Annotated in this window: 18 protein-coding genes; 8 read left to right on the top strand and 10 right to left on the bottom strand. The window is 60.6% G+C overall.

The annotated features are described in order from the left end of the window. Nucleotides 1-3: 3 nt before the first annotated feature. Nucleotides 4-441, bottom strand: a complete 438-nt coding sequence (locus ACXAG8_RS14215; RefSeq protein ID WP_475226998.1) for a universal stress protein — start codon at nucleotides 439-441, stop codon at nucleotides 4-6. A 189-nt stretch (nucleotides 442-630) separates the two neighbouring features. Between ACXAG8_RS14215 and ACXAG8_RS14210 the strand changes: the two genes are divergently transcribed. Next, nucleotides 631-1,104, top strand: coding sequence for an Lrp/AsnC ligand binding domain-containing protein (locus ACXAG8_RS14210; protein WP_475226994.1), 474 nt, complete (start codon nucleotides 631-633; stop codon nucleotides 1,102-1,104). A gap of 12 nt (nucleotides 1,105-1,116) precedes the next feature. Here the strand turns inward: ACXAG8_RS14210 and pyk are convergent, their stop codons facing one another. After that, complete coding sequence (gene pyk / locus ACXAG8_RS14205; RefSeq protein WP_475226987.1) at nucleotides 1,117-2,562, bottom strand: pyruvate kinase; 1,446 nt, start codon at nucleotides 2,560-2,562, stop codon at nucleotides 1,117-1,119. A gap of 116 nt (nucleotides 2,563-2,678) precedes the next feature. On the opposite strand from pyk, the gene ACXAG8_RS14200 reads away from it, so the two are divergent. From ACXAG8_RS14200 to ACXAG8_RS14185, 4 genes are all read left to right on the top strand, one after another. After that, the gene (locus ACXAG8_RS14200) at nucleotides 2,679-3,416 is read left to right on the top strand and encodes an N-formylglutamate amidohydrolase (protein ID WP_475226983.1); all 738 of its coding nucleotides are present in this window, start codon (nucleotides 2,679-2,681) and stop codon (nucleotides 3,414-3,416) included. Between the two features lie 87 nt (nucleotides 3,417-3,503). Then, entirely contained in the window at nucleotides 3,504-3,743 is a 240-nt protein-coding gene (locus tag ACXAG8_RS14195; RefSeq protein WP_475226980.1) for a DUF6868 family protein, read from the top strand. Between the two features lie 107 nt (nucleotides 3,744-3,850). Further along, nucleotides 3,851-4,165, top strand: a complete 315-nt coding sequence (locus tag ACXAG8_RS14190) for a DUF1244 domain-containing protein (protein ID WP_475226977.1) — start codon at nucleotides 3,851-3,853, stop codon at nucleotides 4,163-4,165. A gap of 107 nt (nucleotides 4,166-4,272) precedes the next feature. After that, on the top strand, nucleotides 4,273-5,073 hold the full coding sequence (locus ACXAG8_RS14185) for a DODA-type extradiol aromatic ring-opening family dioxygenase (RefSeq protein WP_475226969.1): 801 nt from the start codon (nucleotides 4,273-4,275) through the stop codon (nucleotides 5,071-5,073). Nucleotides 5,074-5,082: 9 nt separating this feature from the next. Here the strand turns inward: ACXAG8_RS14185 and ACXAG8_RS14180 are convergent, their stop codons facing one another. From ACXAG8_RS14180 to dgcN, 3 genes are all read right to left on the bottom strand, one after another. Further along, complete coding sequence (locus ACXAG8_RS14180; protein ID WP_475226966.1) at nucleotides 5,083-5,943, bottom strand: D-amino-acid transaminase; 861 nt, start codon at nucleotides 5,941-5,943, stop codon at nucleotides 5,083-5,085. A gap of 10 nt (nucleotides 5,944-5,953) precedes the next feature. Next, nucleotides 5,954-6,919, bottom strand: coding sequence for an N-acetyl-D-Glu racemase DgcA (dgcA, locus tag ACXAG8_RS14175; RefSeq protein ID WP_475226963.1), 966 nt, complete (start codon nucleotides 6,917-6,919; stop codon nucleotides 5,954-5,956). Nucleotides 6,920-6,984: 65 nt separating this feature from the next. After that, nucleotides 6,985-7,986, bottom strand: coding sequence for an N-acetyltransferase DgcN (gene dgcN, locus ACXAG8_RS14170; RefSeq protein WP_475226958.1), 1,002 nt, complete (start codon nucleotides 7,984-7,986; stop codon nucleotides 6,985-6,987). A gap of 296 nt (nucleotides 7,987-8,282) precedes the next feature. On the opposite strand from dgcN, the gene ACXAG8_RS14165 reads away from it, so the two are divergent. Next, on the top strand, nucleotides 8,283-9,245 hold the full coding sequence (locus ACXAG8_RS14165; RefSeq protein WP_475226954.1) for an L-malyl-CoA/beta-methylmalyl-CoA lyase: 963 nt from the start codon (nucleotides 8,283-8,285) through the stop codon (nucleotides 9,243-9,245). Between the two features lie 67 nt (nucleotides 9,246-9,312). Here ACXAG8_RS14165 and ACXAG8_RS14160 read toward each other — a convergent pair whose 3' ends face one another. After that, complete coding sequence (locus ACXAG8_RS14160; RefSeq protein WP_475226950.1) at nucleotides 9,313-9,888, bottom strand: PA14 domain-containing protein; 576 nt, start codon at nucleotides 9,886-9,888, stop codon at nucleotides 9,313-9,315. A gap of 113 nt (nucleotides 9,889-10,001) precedes the next feature. Further along, entirely contained in the window at nucleotides 10,002-10,454 is a 453-nt protein-coding gene (locus ACXAG8_RS14155) for an Lrp/AsnC family transcriptional regulator (RefSeq protein ID WP_475226947.1), read from the bottom strand. Between the two features lie 72 nt (nucleotides 10,455-10,526). Here ACXAG8_RS14155 and ACXAG8_RS14150 point away from each other — a divergent pair, with 72 nt between their 5' ends. Further along, nucleotides 10,527-11,123 carry a LysE family translocator gene (locus ACXAG8_RS14150; protein WP_475226944.1) on the top strand — a complete coding sequence of 199 codons (597 nt, stop codon included), beginning with the start codon at nucleotides 10,527-10,529 and terminating at the stop codon, nucleotides 11,121-11,123. 1 nt (nucleotide 11,124) lies between these two features. Here ACXAG8_RS14150 and ACXAG8_RS14145 read toward each other — a convergent pair whose 3' ends face one another. Next, entirely contained in the window at nucleotides 11,125-11,958 is an 834-nt protein-coding gene (locus ACXAG8_RS14145; RefSeq protein WP_475226941.1) for an AraC family transcriptional regulator, read from the bottom strand. 122 nt (nucleotides 11,959-12,080) lie between these two features. Here ACXAG8_RS14145 and ACXAG8_RS14140 point away from each other — a divergent pair, with 122 nt between their 5' ends. Next, nucleotides 12,081-13,043: an acetyl-CoA carboxylase carboxyltransferase subunit alpha gene (locus ACXAG8_RS14140; protein ID WP_475226936.1), complete on the top strand. Its 963-nt coding sequence runs from the start codon at nucleotides 12,081-12,083 to the stop codon at nucleotides 13,041-13,043. A gap of 4 nt (nucleotides 13,044-13,047) precedes the next feature. Here the strand turns inward: ACXAG8_RS14140 and ACXAG8_RS14135 are convergent, their stop codons facing one another. Together ACXAG8_RS14135 and ACXAG8_RS14130 are read right to left on the bottom strand one after the other, a co-directional pair. Next, on the bottom strand, nucleotides 13,048-14,187 hold the full coding sequence (locus ACXAG8_RS14135) for a lytic murein transglycosylase (protein ID WP_475226933.1): 1,140 nt from the start codon (nucleotides 14,185-14,187) through the stop codon (nucleotides 13,048-13,050). Between the two features lie 123 nt (nucleotides 14,188-14,310). Continuing rightward, the gene (locus tag ACXAG8_RS14130) at nucleotides 14,311-14,958 is read right to left on the bottom strand and encodes a GntR family transcriptional regulator (protein WP_475226930.1); all 648 of its coding nucleotides are present in this window, start codon (nucleotides 14,956-14,958) and stop codon (nucleotides 14,311-14,313) included. Nucleotides 14,959-14,962: the final 4 nt, after the last annotated feature.

Genomic DNA, 14,962 nt, shown 5'->3' with positions numbered 1-14,962 from the left:
CACTTACTTCACTACGGTGACCGGCACATCGGCGTGCATCACGAGGTTCTGCGTCGAACTGCCGAACAGGCGTTTCTTGATCCCGTCCGCCGAAGCCCGGCCAACCACGATCTGCGAACCGCCGTTTTCCACGGTGATCGCATTCAGCGTTTCGGCAACATCGCCGTGCCGGACAATGCCCGTCACGTTGAAACCCGCCGCCTTCAACGCATCAACCGCGGGGGTCACGATACGTTCGTTGGCAAGCACGATTTCTTCTTCCCTGCGCTTATGACGCTGCGCGTTTTCTTCAGGGGTCTGGAATGTGTAAGGGGACCATTCAATGACATAGGCAACCAGCAGCTCGCAGGTTCCGATCAGCTCTGCCAAATCCTTGGCAAAACCGATCGCGCGTTCTCCGGTTTCTGTCCCGTCCAGTCCAATGACAATCTTCGTTGTCATGTCGTTCCTCCATTTGTTGGTTCGTTTGGCCGGAACCCGTGTCCCCGGCGAGGCAGCCGGAACTTGGAACATGTATCAAAGACTGCCCTGGGGTCAGTATCAGTAAAAATCACTAGGGATTGGGGATTTTTTTAGTCTATATTCAGTAAAATTTGTCGTCTTCCATAAAAAAGACAGGTATTTTGCCTGATGATTAGAGATTTGGACAAGATCGATCAGCGCATCCTGCAAGAGCTGGAAGCCAATGGACGCCTGCCCATAGTTGAACTGGCGGCCCGCGTAAACCTGACCAACACGCCCTGCTCGGAACGCGTAAAGCGGCTTGAAAAAGGCGGCTATATCACCGGCTACAGCGCAATCATAGACAAAGATATGCTGGGATTCGGGCACCTGACGGTCGTGCAGGTGTCACTGGCGGCAACGGCCGAACAGTCGCTGGACAAGTTCAACGATGCGGTGCGTGACGTTGTCGAAATCGAAAACTGCCTGATGGTGGCAGGGTCGTTTGACTATTTGCTGACCGTGCGCACCCGCGACATTGCACATTTCCGGATGGTGCTGGGCGAAAAGATCAACAAACTGCCCGGCGTACACCAGACCAGTTCGTTCACCGTCATGGAAACGGTGAAGGAACCGGCTGGCATCACTATGCCCCGGCCCTGAGGCCGGTGCCGTTTATTCGGGATCGGTGCTGTAGATCATCCGCTCGTCGCAGGGCGCGACACGCAGGATGTTGGTTGTACCGGGCACGTTAAATGGAACCCCCGCCGTTACGACGATCTGGTCGGTCTCGGCAGCAAACCCGGCTGAACGCGCCGCGCGCGCCGCGTTGACCACCGCGCTTTTGAACCGCTCCAGCTCCGGCGTCATCACGCAATGGCAGCCCCAGGTCAGGCAAAGACGGCGTGCCGTCCCTTTCAACGAGGTCATGGCGATGATCGGAACACCGGGCCGTTCACGCGCGGTCAACAGCGCGGTCGTCCCGCTTTGGGTAAAACAGCAGATGGCCTTGATTTCGGTCTTTTCGGCAATCTCGCGCGCCGCCGCGACGATACCATCGGCAACCGTTGTCCCCTTGGCCGTACGCGAGGCGGCGATGATCTGGGGGTATGTCTGATCGGCCTCGACCTCGATGGCGACTTTGTTCATGGTCTGAACAGCCTCGATCGGGTACGAGCCCGCGGCGGATTCCGCGCTCAGCATGATCGCGTCGGTTCCCTCGTAGATGGCCGTGGCCACGTCGGAAACCTCGGCCCGCGTGGGCATCGGGCTTTCGATCATGCTTTCCAGCATCTGGGTTGCAACGATGACCGGTTTTGCCGCCGTCCGGCACTTGCGAACCAGCCGTTTCTGAATCGGCGGAACGGCCGAAACCGGAAGTTCCACGCCCAGGTCCCCGCGGGCCACCATGATCCCGTCCGAGGCATCAAGGATGGCATCGAAATCTTCGACCGCCGCCGGCTTTTCGATCTTGGACAGAATCGCCGCACGACCGTCGGCAAGCGAGCGCGCCTCGAAAACGTCCTTGGCACGCTGAACAAAACTCAGCGCCAGCCAGTCAACGCCCAGTTGGCATACGAATTCGAGGTCCGACCGGTCTTTTTCCGACAGGGCCGCCAGCGGCAGGACCACGTCCGGTACATTGACGCCCTTGCGGTTTGAAATCGTACCGCCGGTTTCCACCTTGCATTCGGCAAAATCCGGGCCGCAGGATTCGACGATCAGGCGGATTTTCCCGTCATTGACCAACAGCCGCGAACCGGGCTCGAGCGCCTGGAAAATCTCGGGGTGCGGCAGGCAGACACGCTGTGCCGTTCCCGGCGTCTCGTCCAGGTCCAGACGGAACGCTTCGCCTTCGCTCAGGTCCTCGGCGTCGTTGGCAAACACCCCGACGCGCAGTTTGGGCCCCTGCAAATCGGCCAGGATGGCAATCGGACTGTCCAGGTCTTTTTCGACCTGGCGGATGATCCGGTGGCGTTCGCGTATCTCGTCATGGCTGCCGTGGCTCATGTTCAGGCGAAAGACATCAGCGCCTTCCTCGTGCAGGGCACGGATCATGTCATAGTCATTGGACGCCGGTCCCAGCGTCGCCACGATTTTCACTTTTCTGAGGCGCCGCATGAAAGAGCTCTCCTTGATCAGTCGATGTTACCGCAAACAATTCTGAAACTGCTTATTGCGCAATTCCCTTTCCGAGGCAACTGTCCTACACCTGCGGCAAACTAGACGACAGGCTCATGACATATACTCCGTTCTTCGTTCACGGCGCGGATCGCCCGTCCCGGTGGCTGATCACGTGCGACCACGCAACCAACATGGTACCGCCAGATATCAACGGCGGCGACCTTGGATTGCCGCGCGAGGATATGGAGCGGCACATCGCCTATGACGTGGGCGCCTACGAGGTTTCAAAGCATCTGGGCGAGATTCTGAACGCGCCGGTCATCGCCGCGAACTTTTCGCGCCTCGTGATCGACCCAAATCGCGGCGAGGACGACCCGACCTTGCTGATGAAGCTTTACGATGGGTCCATCATCCCCGGAAACAGAAACGCCGATGCGGCGGAAACCCTCCGGCGCCTGGACATGTGCTATCGGCCCTATCACCGGGAACTGGCCCGGATGGCGGCCCTGCCCCATGCGGTTATCGTCTCGATGCATTCGTTCACGCGACAATTGCGCGGGCGCGACCCACGCCCCTGGGATATCGGCATCCTGCACACGCCCGACGACAGGTTTGCGCGCCCACTGATCGACCGGCTGAACACCGAAAGCGACCTGTGCGTCGGTGTCAACGAACCCTATGGCGGTGTCCTTCCCGGTGATGCCATCGACAAGCACTGCACGGCCTTTGGGCGGCCAAACGCCCTGATTGAGCTGCGCAATGACCTGATCGCCGATCACGCTGGACAACGGGAATGGGCCGAACGGCTTGCGCCCTGCCTGCAGGACGCGCTGGACAAAAGCCGCCTGTGACACTGGGTCGCCCGGCCCCGTTTTCGGCCGCTGCCGCATTGTGAACCCGCATTCTGACCCCCATATTTTAAGGGAAAGGAGACCACAATGACCCAGGAATTCCTGACAACCGTCTTTGGTTGGATGACGATTTTGAATTTCGCCTTGCTGGCGTTTACGACGCTTATGGTCGTGGCCCTTCAGGACTGGATTTCAGGCGTGCACGGCCGGATGTTCCAAATGGATCAGGCAGAAGTGAAACGGGCCTATTTCAGGTACCTGGCCAATTACAAGATCCTGACGATCGTGTTCTGCCTGATGCCCTGGGTGGCATTGAAACTGGCCTGAATACCCGCTTTGATCTCGGCGAAGGGCCAACAGGGCCTTTGCTGTTTGTTGTAACCCGGCCGTGGGGTTGCTAGGTCAGGTAACAGGCAATTCTCAGGACCAAGACGATGGACAAGCAAACCGAAATCGAACTTCAGGCCGCCGCGTTCCGCAGGTTGCAAAAGCACCTGATGGAAGACCGCACCGACGTGCAAAACATCGACATGATGAATCTGGCCGGTTTCTGCCGCAACTGCCTGGCGCGCTGGTACCAGGAAGCGGCCAATGAAAAGGGCATCGAGATGGGCAAGGACGAAGCCCGCCAGATCTTCTATGGCATGACCATGGACGTCTGGAAGGCGCAGTACCAAACCGAAGCCAGCCCCGAAAAACAAGCCGCCTTCAAGGTCGCTTTCGACGAGAACGTGACAAAAAAGGGCTGAACCCGCGCCTGCATCTGCGCACATGTCCTGTTTGGGCAACGGCCTAACCCCGGTCCGCAACTGCGGCTATCTTGGGTCATACATTTCCCAACCTGGCCGAGGCAGTCATGGCGCAAACCCTTCCTACATATTTCATCTCTCATGGCGGGGGGCCGTGGCCCTGGCTGCCCGAAATGCGCCGCAAGTTTTCGGCACTGGAAACGTCGCTCGCCGCGATGTCCGGCGAGATTGGTCAAACCCCGGCGGCTGTCCTGATGATCTCGGGTCACTGGGAAGACCAGGATACCTATTCCGTTATGGCGTCACCGCGCCCGCCGATGGTCTATGATTATCACGGGTTTCCGCCGGAAACCTACGAAATCACCTATCCCGCTCCCGGCGCCCCCGAACTGGCAGAGCAGGCGGCGGACCTTATCCGAAACGCCGGCCTTCCGGTCCGGTCCGACACGCAGCAGGGCTTTGACCACGGAACGTTTGCCCCCATGGCCATCATGTACCCCGAGGCCAACATCCCGACATTCCAGATTTCCCTGCGCAGCCACTATGACCCGGCCGAACATCTTGCCGTTGGGCGCGCATTGGCCCCCCTGCGCGATCAGGGCGTGCTGATTGTGGGATCAGGCCTGAGCTATCACAACCTGCGCCTGCTGGGCCGCGAAGGCGAAAAACCATCCGCCGAATTCGATGCATGGCTGAACGACGCCCTGATGTCCGACCCCAAGCACCGGACGAACGCGATGCTCAACTGGGAAAGCGCGCCGTCCGCGCGCGTGTGCCACGCCCAGGAAGACCACCTGGTTCCGCTGTTCGTGGCTTTGGGCGCGGCCGAAGCAGACCCCGCAACCAGGGTCTACCATGAAACACAGTTCTTTGGCGCCATTACGGCGTCCAGTTTCCGGTTCGGCTGACGCCGCCCGTCAGACGGCGGCTTTCAGGCTTTCTTCCAGGTAAATCTCGCGCAAGCGCCGTGCAATGGGGCCCGGCGCGCCATCGCCCAGTTTCTGCCCGTCAATCTCGACCACCGGCATCACGAATGTCGAAGCCGATGTCACAAAGGCCTCGTCCGCCTGCTGCGCCTCTTCAATGGTGAACAGGCGTTCTTCGACGGTCATCTGAGCCTCGGCGGCCATGCGCAGAACCGCCTTGCGGGTGATGCCGTGCAGAATGTCGTTGGACAGGGGCCGCGTTACGATCTTGCCGTCCTTTACGAAATAGGCGTTGTTGCTGGTGCCTTCGGTCACATGGCCATCCTCGACCATCCACGCGTCATCCGCTCCGGCTTTTTTGGCCATCATTTTGCCCAGCGACGGGTACAGCAACTGCGTCGTCTTGATATCCCGGCGCCCCCAGCGCACATCGTCGATGGAAATGACCCGAATTCCCTTTTTGGCCGCAGGGCTGTCCGCCAGGCCCGGCTTGTTCTGCGTAAACAAGACAAGCGTCGGCTTTGTCTCATCCGAAGGGAACACAAAGTCCCTGTCGCCGTCGCTGCCGCGCGTGACCTGAAGGTAGATCATGCCTTCTTCGATATCGTTCAGCGCAACCAACTTGCGATGGATCTCCAGCAACTCTTCCTTGCTGCAAGGCTCGGCCATGTCCAACGCGCCCAAAGACCGCTGCAACCGGACCGCATGGCCATCGAAATCGATCAGTTTGCCATTCAGCACACTGGTAACTTCGTAAACGGCATCCGCCATAAGAAAGCCCCGGTCAAAGATCGAAACCTTGGCTTCGGTTTCAGGCAGGTATTCGCCATTCACGTAAACGGTGCGGGTCATTTTGGTCTCCTCAGCCCCAGAGCGCCGCTTCCGGCGGGTGTACTCCGGCGTCATCAAATTTCAGCGGTGTCTCGCGGTCTTCGGCCAGAAGAAGCGGGCCGTCAAGGTCCGTTACCACCGCACCCTGCGCCAACAACGTCGCCGGAGCCATGGCAAGGGAGCTGCCAACCATGCACCCAACCATGACACCATATCCTTCCGCCAGCGCCGCATCGCGCAGCCTGAGCGCCTCGGTCAGGCCACCGGCCTTGTCCAGCTTGATATTCACCACGTCATATTTCCCCCGCAAACCCGCCAGGCTGGACAGGTCGTGGCAGGATTCGTCGGCACAAACCGGAACAGGCCGATCCATCCCGATTAGGGCGTCATCATCCCCGGCCGGCAGCGGCTGCTCAACCAATGCAACCCCCAGGCGCACCAGGTGCGGCGCAAGCGCGGCATAGGTTTCGGCAGACCACCCCTCATTGGCATCCACGATAATTTTCGCGCCCGGCGCACCGGCGCGCACGGCCTCCAGCCGGGCCATGTCATCGGCAGTTCCCAACTTGATCTTCAGCAGGGGGCGATGCGCATTTGCCTCGGCCTGCGCCCGCATCGCGTCCGGCGTATCAAGCGAAAGCGTATAGGCCGTGATCTCGGGCCCCGGCACCGGCAACCCGGCCAGGTCCCAAACACGCCGCCCTGCCCGCTTGGCTTCCAAATCCCACAGCGCACAATCCACCGCGTTGCGCGCCGCGCCTGCTGGCAGCAAACCCAGCAATTCGGTACGATCGAACCCGTCCGGCAAGCCTGCGATCTGGGCTTCGACGGACTCCAGCGTCTCGTCATAGCGGGCATAGGGCACGCATTCGCCCCACCCCACATTCTTACCGTCCGACAGCTTGACGCTCAGGACCTGCGCCTCTGACCGCGACCCGCGCGAGATCGTAAAGACCTGCGCCAGCTGAAAGACATCCCGAAAAACTTCGATCCGCACGGCCCGCTCCTTCATCTTTTCCAAAATACTCTCGCCGAAGGCGTCCCCCGGCCCGTACCGTCAAATCACATCGCCGCCAGCGCGTCGACCAACTTGCCCGAACCAAACCGGAACGGATCGGTTGCCGGCAAACCCATCTCGGTCTCGAGGCCGGCCAGATAGGCCGCGGCGTCTTCCTCGCTCATATGTTGCGTATTGACGGAAATCCCGACCACCTGGCATTCGGGATTGGCAACTCTGGCCAGTTGCAGGGCCAATGCCCGCAACTCTTCCAGCGTTGGCAACTGATAGGTCGGCAGCCCGCGCATATGCGGCCGGGTCGGCTCATGACACAGGATCAACGCATCAGGCTGACCGCCATGGATCAGGGCCATGGTGACGCCAGAATATGAAACGTGGAACAGCGACCCCTGGCCCTCGATCAGGTCCCAGTGATCGGCGTCATTGTCGGGCGTCAGCCATTCAACCGATCCGGCCATGAAATCCGCGACGACCGCGTCCAGAGGAACACCGTCGCCGGTGATCAGGATGCCCGTCTGCCCGGTTGCGCGAAACGTGGCTTTCATCCCCCGCGCGCGCATCTCGGCATCCATCGCCAGCGCGGTATACATCTTGCCAACGGAACAATCCGTACCAACGGCCAGGCACCGTTTGCCCTTGCGCTTGACCCCGTTGGCAATCGGATAGTCTACTTCGGGCACGCGCACATCATGCAGCTTGCGGCCTGTCGCCTCAGCCACGGCAACCAGGTCAGGTTCATCGCGCAGCAGATTATGCAGCCCCGACGCCAGGTCGAACCCCTCTTCCAATGCGGTGACCAGCACCTTTTTCCATTCCTGGCTGATGACCCCGCCGCGGTTGGCAACACCGATCACCAGCGTCTTTGCCCCGGCCGCACGGGCCTCGGTCAGCCCCAGATCGGGCAGGCCCAGATCTGCCTTGCAGCCATCCATGCGAAACTGACCCACGGCATTTTCCGGACGCCAGTCCTTGATGCCCTGTGCAACCTTTGCGGCCAGTTGGTCAGGCGCATCGCCCAGGAACAGCAGGTACGGTGTTTCGATCATCGCGGTGGACTCCTTTGATTCCGCCCCACGCTAATGAACCGGGGTTACGAGCTTTTCTCGTTCTTTCCCGCCAACCAATGCAGTTTCGCGATAATCTTGCGCGAAATACGGCAACGACGCGATATTTTTCCAAGTTTTCAGAATGAACAAACTTTCGGCACCAACTCATGACACGAAACACGCGCAATTCTGCGGCAGCATTGCCGCAGCTGCACAATCCCGCTTGCGAAACGCCGCGCAATTTAATACCCCGGTGAGCAGAAAAATCGCAACTTCATTACCCACACGAGGCCCCGATGAGTTTCCGCATCCAACCCGCAGCGCCCGCCCGCCCCAATCGCTGTCAGCTTTTCGGGCCCGGCTCGAACACGAAACTGTTTCCCAAAATGGCCGCATCTGCCGCGGACGTGATCAACCTTGACCTTGAGGATTCGGTTGCGCCATCCGACAAGGACACCGCCCGCGCCAACGTGATCGAGGCCCTGAACACCATCGACTGGGGCAACAAGACCATGTCAGTGCGCATCAATGGGCTGGATACGCCCTATTGGTACCGCGACGTTGTCGATGTCCTGGAGCAGGCCGGCGACCGCCTGGACCAGATCATGATCCCCAAGGTCGGCTGCGCGGCAGATGTCTATGCCGTGGACGCGCTGGTCACGGCCATCGAACGCGCCAAGGGGCGCAGCAAGCCGATCAGTTTCGAGGTCATCATCGAATCCGCCGCCGGCATCGCCCATGTCGAGGAAATCGCGGCCTCTTCCCCCCGGATGCAGGCGATGAGCCTGGGCGCGGCCGATTTCGCCGCCTCGATGGGCATGCAGACCACCGGCATCGGCGGCACGCAGGAAAACTATTACATGCTGCGCGCGGGCGAAAAGCACTGGTCCGACCCGTGGCATTGGGCACAGGCCGCCATCGTGGCGGCCTGCCGCACCCATGGCGTGCTGCCGGTTGACGGGCCGTTTGGCGATTTTTCGGATGACGAAGGCTATATCGCGCAGGCCAAACGCTCGGCCACGCTGGGCATGGTCGGCAAATGGGCCATCCACCCGAAACAGATTGCGCTGGCCAACCAGGTTTTCACTCCATCGGACGAAGCCGTTTCCGAGGCGCGCGAAATCCTGGCCGCGATGGAACAAGCCAAGGCCAATGGCGAAGGCGCCACCGTTTACAAAGGTCGCCTGGTCGACATCGCGTCGATCAAACAGGCCGAAGTGATCGTGGCGCAGGCTGAACTGATCGCAGCAGGAAGCTGAGGCAGACACAGAGCGAAAACAAAAAAAGGCACCCAAGCGGGTGCCTTTTTTCATGGCGCCCGGTGTCTTACCGGCCAAACACGTTGTTCGGCGTCCAGGTAATCCGCTCGCCCTGCTTGCCCGATTTCATCATCAGGCAGGACGTGCCGAGCTTTTGGAAATAATAGATTTTCAGCGGATACCATCCGGCCTTTGGGACCTCGACTTCGGTTCTCTGGTTCGCCTCGCAGCCCTGAATTCCGGTGACACGTCCGATTTGCTGACCGCCGACCCAAGCCTCGATCCCGTCATTCGACCAGGTCTCCAACTCGTAGATGCCCGGCGCGTCAAAACGCATATACCCGGTGACTTCGGCCGCCACATTGTAGGGGTCGGTGAATGTCAGGACATCTTCGCCCTTGTTGGTGTCCGCGTAATCCAGCCCGCGCAACGGCTGACCGGGTTGTGCCTTGGACAGCAACTGTTTCGCCTGGCTCAGGTCGCGGATTTTCCTTTGCGTGCCCTGGCCCACATATTTCACGTTCAGCCCCGCCTTGGGGCTGGGTTGCGGATTTGCCGGCTGCAACTTCAGCGGCGCGGCAAGGCAGGTCCCGGCAAGAACTGCCAGAACCACAGCAGCCATTCCTGTCCGAATGAGTTTCATGGTCATCTCCCTGAGCTTGGCCCTATGGGGTTGTTCCCCTTATCAAGGTCTTAAAGACGACACTAGGACGTGAGGTTTCACCCTGCAAGACGGTTAAGGATCACGTTACAGGCTCAGGCCCGCATATCCTTGGGCGACCCCATGACAACATATGAGGTGATCGACGTGACATGCGGCAGGGTGCCCAGCACTTCGGTATGAAACGTCTTGTAGGATGGCAGGTCGGCGCATTCGACGCGCAAAAGATATTCAATCGTGCCGGTGATATTGTGACATTCGACAACTTCGGGTGCCCGCTGCAACGCCCGCTCGAATCCCTCCTGCGCGGCCTTCGTATGCTCACCCAGACCGACCCCGATATAGGCCACGAACCCGATGCCCAGCGCCGCCGGGTTCAGTACGGCCCGGTACCCAGTGATCACGCCCAGCCGTTCCAGCTCTTGCACCCGGCGCAGACAGGCCGAGGGCGAAAGCCCCACCCGATCAGCCAGGTCCAGGTTGCTGATGCGCCCGTCGCGCGACAGTTCGCGCAATATCTGGCCGTTTATATCGTCCATCTTCGTCATATATTGCTGAAATACCACCCAAACGCATGAAAACGCAATTTCATTCGCCATGCGAGGTGGAAAATTCATCACATGACGCATGACATCCTTCTCGCCCTGATCACTTTTGCCTTTGTATCCTCGATCACGCCGGGGCCGAACAACCTGATGCTTATGGCGTCGGGTGCCAATTTCGGGTTTCGGCGGACCATTCCGCATATGCTGGGAATTGGGCTTGGGTTCACCTTTATGGTGCTGCTGGTGGGCGCGGGGCTTGTACAGGTCTTTGACCGCTTTCCGGTCAGCTACACAGTGCTCAGGGGTGCGTCGGTCCTGTACCTGCTTTACCTGGCATGGAAAATTGCGCACGCCGCCCCGGTCAAAGGGCAGGCCGCCAAGGGTGTGCCGATGACCTTTCTGCAAGCGGCCGCGTTTCAATGGGTCAACCCCAAGGCCTGGGCCATGGCATTGACCGCCACGACGGCCTATTCGCCGGAACAGACCCTGCAGGCCATCCTGATTGTCGCCGTGGTATTCGGGGCGGTCAACCTGCCATCGGTCAGTACCTGGACGGTTCTGGGGCAGCAAATGGCGCGGGTCCTGACCAACCCACGCCGGTTGCTGATTTTCAACTGGACCATGGCCGGGCTGCTTGTCCTTTCGCTTTACCCGGTGCTGTGGCCGACCTGAGCTACCGTAGCGGCAGGCAAATCTCGGTCAGCAGGTCCTCGGGCGCGGTTTCGCGTGGATTGTTCAGATAAATCTCGTAACAGGGCTGGTCTGCCGGCTCTTCTCCGGATTCGGGCAGCCAGTTGCCGAACAGGCTGCTATAGGCGGCCTGGATACCGGAATACGGCCCCTTGTAAGTCAGGACCGCGGTCTTGCCGCCGGGGATCTGCACCTCCTTCATACCTTCGGGCGTGTCTTCGCCACGGTACTCGGCACCGGCAAAGCTGCGCATGTCCGGCTCGGGCACGGCTTCGGGATTGTCCAGGTACAAACCGATCATGGGGCCGATCCGCGGCCAAAGCTGTCGGGATTCGCACAGCGCGCCGAATGCTTCAAAGCTGCGCCCGATTTCGGCATAAGCTCCGATATGCGGAACAGCGACAACGCGGCGCGCGGGTTCGGTTCGGGTGCTGACGGGATGCATGGGGTAACCTCCGGTTTTGAGTTGCAGATTGGCAGGCAGAAACTGCCCGGCGTTGCGAAAGGCGACCGGGCTGCTGCCATAAGCCTCGGAAAAAGCGCGGCCAAAGGATTTCACATTGGGATAACCGATATCGGCGGCGATACGCGCCACAGGCCTGTCGGTCTGCACCAGCCAGCACGCGGCGCGGTGCAGCCTTATCCGACGCACCGATTGGGCGCATGTCTCGCCTGTGATGGCGCGAAACACCCGGTGCCAGTGGAATCGCGACATGGCGGCCACATCGGCCAGCGCGTCCAGCGACAAGTCGCCTGCCGGGTGATCATGGATATATGCCAACACGCGCAGAACGCGGCCCTCATAGCTGGCGGCCATCGAAATCTTTCCTTCTTTCTCGCCGGTTCAACCTGTCACAACCCGCATCCACAAATCTTGCTGAGTTGCATCCCGAGCGTCCTTTGGTCATATAGCAAGGAACTTCTGCGTTAAGAGGCGTCATGACCCAGTATCTGGATTTCGAAAAACCCCTGGCCGAGATTGAAGGCAAAGCCGAAGAGCTGCGCGCCCTTGGCCGCGCCAACGAAGAGATGGACGTGGCCGAAGAGGCCGCGGCCCTGGACGCCAAGGCGGCCAAGCTGCTGGACGAGCTTTATGCCGACCTGACACCCTGGCGGAAATGCCAGGTGGCCCGGCATCCGCAACGGCCCCATTGCAAAGACTACGTCGAGGCGCTGTTCACCGAGTTCACGCCCTTGGCGGGCGACCGGAACTTTGCCGACGACCTTGCAGTCATTGGCGGCCTTGCCCGGTTCGAGGATCAGCCGGTTATGGTGATCGGTCACGAAAAAGGGTCCGACACCAAATCGCGGATCGAACGAAATTTCGGCATGGCCCGGCCCGAAGGCTATCGCAAGGCTGTGCGCCTGATGGAAATGGCGGGCCGTTTCGGTCTTCCGGTCATTACCCTGATCGACACGGCAGGCGCCTATCCCGGCAAAGGCGCAGAAGAGCGTGGTCAATCCGAAGCCATCGCACGATCAACCGAGATGTGCCTGAAAATCGGCGTGCCGCTGGTATCCGTCATTATCGGCGAAGGCGGATCGGGTGGCGCGGTTGCTTTCGCCACGGCCAATCGTGTCGCCATGCTTGAACACTCGGTCTATTCGGTGATCTCACCCGAAGGGTGCGCTTCGATCCTGTGGAAGGATTCCGAGAAAATGCGCGAAGCCGCCGAGGCGCTGCGACTGACCGCGCAGGACCTGTACAAGCTGGGCGTTTGCGACCGGATCATCACCGAACCCAAAGGGGGCGCCCATCGCGACCGCCCGGCGACGGTCGAATCCGTCCGCGCGGCAATTGCCGCGATGCTGGCGGATTTGGGCGACATGGAACCGGCGGCTCTGATCAAGGACCGCCGCCAAAAGTTCCTGGATATCGGATCAAAGGGGCTGACGGCCTAAGCCGTCAGCCGCCGAGGCTGCGCAGCAGGGCAACCGATGGTTCACCCGTCACCGTCAACCCGTTGGCGCGCTGATACGCGCTGATTGCCGCCTTGGTATTGTTGCCGATCACGCCATCCGCGCCCTGGGTGTCGAACCCTGCGGATGTCAGGCGGCGTTGCATTTCCTTGCGATCCTCAAGTGTCAGCCCGGTCGCGTCCGGCCCGAATGAGGCCTGAAACGGCGCCCCGCCTGCAATCCGGTCGGACAGGTGGCCGACGCCAATCGCATAGCTGTCCGAGTTGTTATAGCGCTTGATCACCTGGAAATTGCGGAACACCGCGATCTGAGGCCCCGGAACCTGTGGCTGAAGAACGGCAACCGGCGTGCCCGAATTGGCCGCCGCCGAGCCCACTTCGCCGCCCCAGGGCTGTCCGCGGACCCAGCCCGATCGCGCCAGATAGGCCGCGGTCGAGGCCAGGGAATCCGCCGGGTCATCCGACCAGATATCGCGACGGCCGTCCCCTGTGAAATCAACCGCATATGCCAGGTATGATGTCGGAATGAACTGCGTGTGCCCCATGGCACCGGCCCAGCTGCCCGTCATGTTCGCGGGCGTCGTATCCCCGTTCTGCAGGATTTTCATCGCCGCGGTCAGCTGGCTTTCGAAAAACGCGCCGCGCCGCCCATCATAGGCCAGCGTCGACAGCGCCGATACAACCGGAACGTCCCCGCGCCGCGCGCCATACCGGCTTTCCAGCCCCCAAATGGCCACGACCACCTCTTTGTCGACACCATATTGCGCTTCGATGCTGGACAGGGTTGCCGCATGGCGCTGCAGCATCTGCTTGCCTGTGCTGATACGCTCGTCCGACGCGGCAATCGCCAGGTAATCTTCAAGCGAGCGCTTGAATTCGACCTGGTTACGGTCCCGTTCTATCACCTCGGGCAGATAACCTGCCCCCTGGAAGGCGCGATTGATCGTGGCTTGCGATATGCCATTTGCCGCCGCCCGGCCCTTGAACCCGGCAACCCAGGCATCCCAACCCGCGTTCGGTACGGCCCGCATCCGTGACGCGGGCGTGTTCGTTGGTACATTTGCGCCGGAACAGGCCGACAACGACGCGGCCCCAAGCGCCAATGAGAATGTCCGTCGATTCATCATGTCTGAATACTGCTCTTGTTGTGATTTTCCTCAGGTTAACCCAGTCGGGACACCCAAGCCAGCACACTGGCCGGGCGCGCGCGGACCCGCGGAACATGAACAGGCGTTTCGGCAAAAAGCCGCTCAAGTCACAAGCAGGCGCAACCCTTGCGTGACATCCGACCGGACGGCCAGCCGTAGACCCGGCTCGTCCCCGGCTTTGAGCGCGGCGATAATCAGCTTGTGGTAATGGGGCGGCTCGGTCCGGCGCAGCCGCCCGTAAAGGGCACGCATCGTCGGCCCAAGCTGCAACCAAACGGTTTCCGCGATGGCAAGCATCGCAGGGGCCTGCGCGCGCAGATACAGGGTCCGGTGAAAATCAAGGTTCGACCGGATATACCCTACCGCATCACGCTTGGTGACCATCTCGGCCACCGTCATGTTGATCGTCTGCAGACGGTCGATCAAGGCGATATGCGCCCGTGGCAAGGCCCTGCTGGCCAGCTCGACCTCTAGCAGCGCGCGCAAGGCCGCCAGCTCTTCGATGCGGTCATTGGTCAGCTCTGGCGTCGACACGCGCCCAGATGTCGACAGGAACAACGCCCCTTCGGCCGCCAACCGACGCACCGCTTCGCGGGCCGGTGTCATCGAAACGCCGAACTCCTTGCCGATCCCGCGCAGGGTCAGGGCCTGACCCGGAGCAATCTCGCCATGCATGATCCTGGACCGTAATGCACGGTACACCCGGTCATGGGTGGCGGTTTGCGACTCTGTGGTGCGCGTGTTCAACATTTCA

The organism is Ruegeria sp. ABD4_443, from assembly GCF_056160865.1.
Note: the sequence above shows the minus strand (reverse complement) of the source record. Positions and strands in the feature narration are given on the sequence as shown.

What these genes read in the sequence shown, in the direction of transcription:
- ACXAG8_RS14145 (WP_475226941.1), bottom strand. Translation starts at nt 11,958, where the DNA reads ATGGCCGCCAGCTATGAGGGCCGCGTTCTGCGCGTGTTGGCATATATC.
- ACXAG8_RS14165 (WP_475226954.1), top strand. Translation starts at nt 8,283, where the DNA reads ATGAGTTTCCGCATCCAACCCGCAGCGCCCGCCCGCCCCAATCGCTGT.
- ACXAG8_RS14195 (WP_475226980.1), top strand. Translation starts at nt 3,504, where the DNA reads ATGACCCAGGAATTCCTGACAACCGTCTTTGGTTGGATGACGATTTTG.
- ACXAG8_RS14215 (WP_475226998.1), bottom strand. Translation starts at nt 441, where the DNA reads ATGACAACGAAGATTGTCATTGGACTGGACGGGACAGAAACCGGAGAA.
- ACXAG8_RS14135 (WP_475226933.1), bottom strand. Translation starts at nt 14,187, where the DNA reads ATGATGAATCGACGGACATTCTCATTGGCGCTTGGGGCCGCGTCGTTG.
- dgcN (WP_475226958.1), bottom strand. Translation starts at nt 7,986, where the DNA reads ATGATCGAAACACCGTACCTGCTGTTCCTGGGCGATGCGCCTGACCAA.
- ACXAG8_RS14160 (WP_475226950.1), bottom strand. Translation starts at nt 9,888, where the DNA reads ATGAAACTCATTCGGACAGGAATGGCTGCTGTGGTTCTGGCAGTTCTT.
- ACXAG8_RS14185 (WP_475226969.1), top strand. Translation starts at nt 4,273, where the DNA reads ATGGCGCAAACCCTTCCTACATATTTCATCTCTCATGGCGGGGGGCCG.
- ACXAG8_RS14180 (WP_475226966.1), bottom strand. Translation starts at nt 5,943, where the DNA reads ATGACCCGCACCGTTTACGTGAATGGCGAATACCTGCCTGAAACCGAA.
- ACXAG8_RS14210 (WP_475226994.1), top strand. Translation starts at nt 631, where the DNA reads ATGATTAGAGATTTGGACAAGATCGATCAGCGCATCCTGCAAGAGCTG.
- ACXAG8_RS14190 (WP_475226977.1), top strand. Translation starts at nt 3,851, where the DNA reads ATGGACAAGCAAACCGAAATCGAACTTCAGGCCGCCGCGTTCCGCAGG.
- pyk (WP_475226987.1), bottom strand. Translation starts at nt 2,562, where the DNA reads ATGCGGCGCCTCAGAAAAGTGAAAATCGTGGCGACGCTGGGACCGGCG.
- ACXAG8_RS14200 (WP_475226983.1), top strand. Translation starts at nt 2,679, where the DNA reads ATGACATATACTCCGTTCTTCGTTCACGGCGCGGATCGCCCGTCCCGG.
- ACXAG8_RS14130 (WP_475226930.1), bottom strand. Translation starts at nt 14,958, where the DNA reads ATGTTGAACACGCGCACCACAGAGTCGCAAACCGCCACCCATGACCGG.
- ACXAG8_RS14140 (WP_475226936.1), top strand. Translation starts at nt 12,081, where the DNA reads ATGACCCAGTATCTGGATTTCGAAAAACCCCTGGCCGAGATTGAAGGC.
- ACXAG8_RS14155 (WP_475226947.1), bottom strand. Translation starts at nt 10,454, where the DNA reads ATGACGAAGATGGACGATATAAACGGCCAGATATTGCGCGAACTGTCG.
- ACXAG8_RS14150 (WP_475226944.1), top strand. Translation starts at nt 10,527, where the DNA reads ATGACGCATGACATCCTTCTCGCCCTGATCACTTTTGCCTTTGTATCC.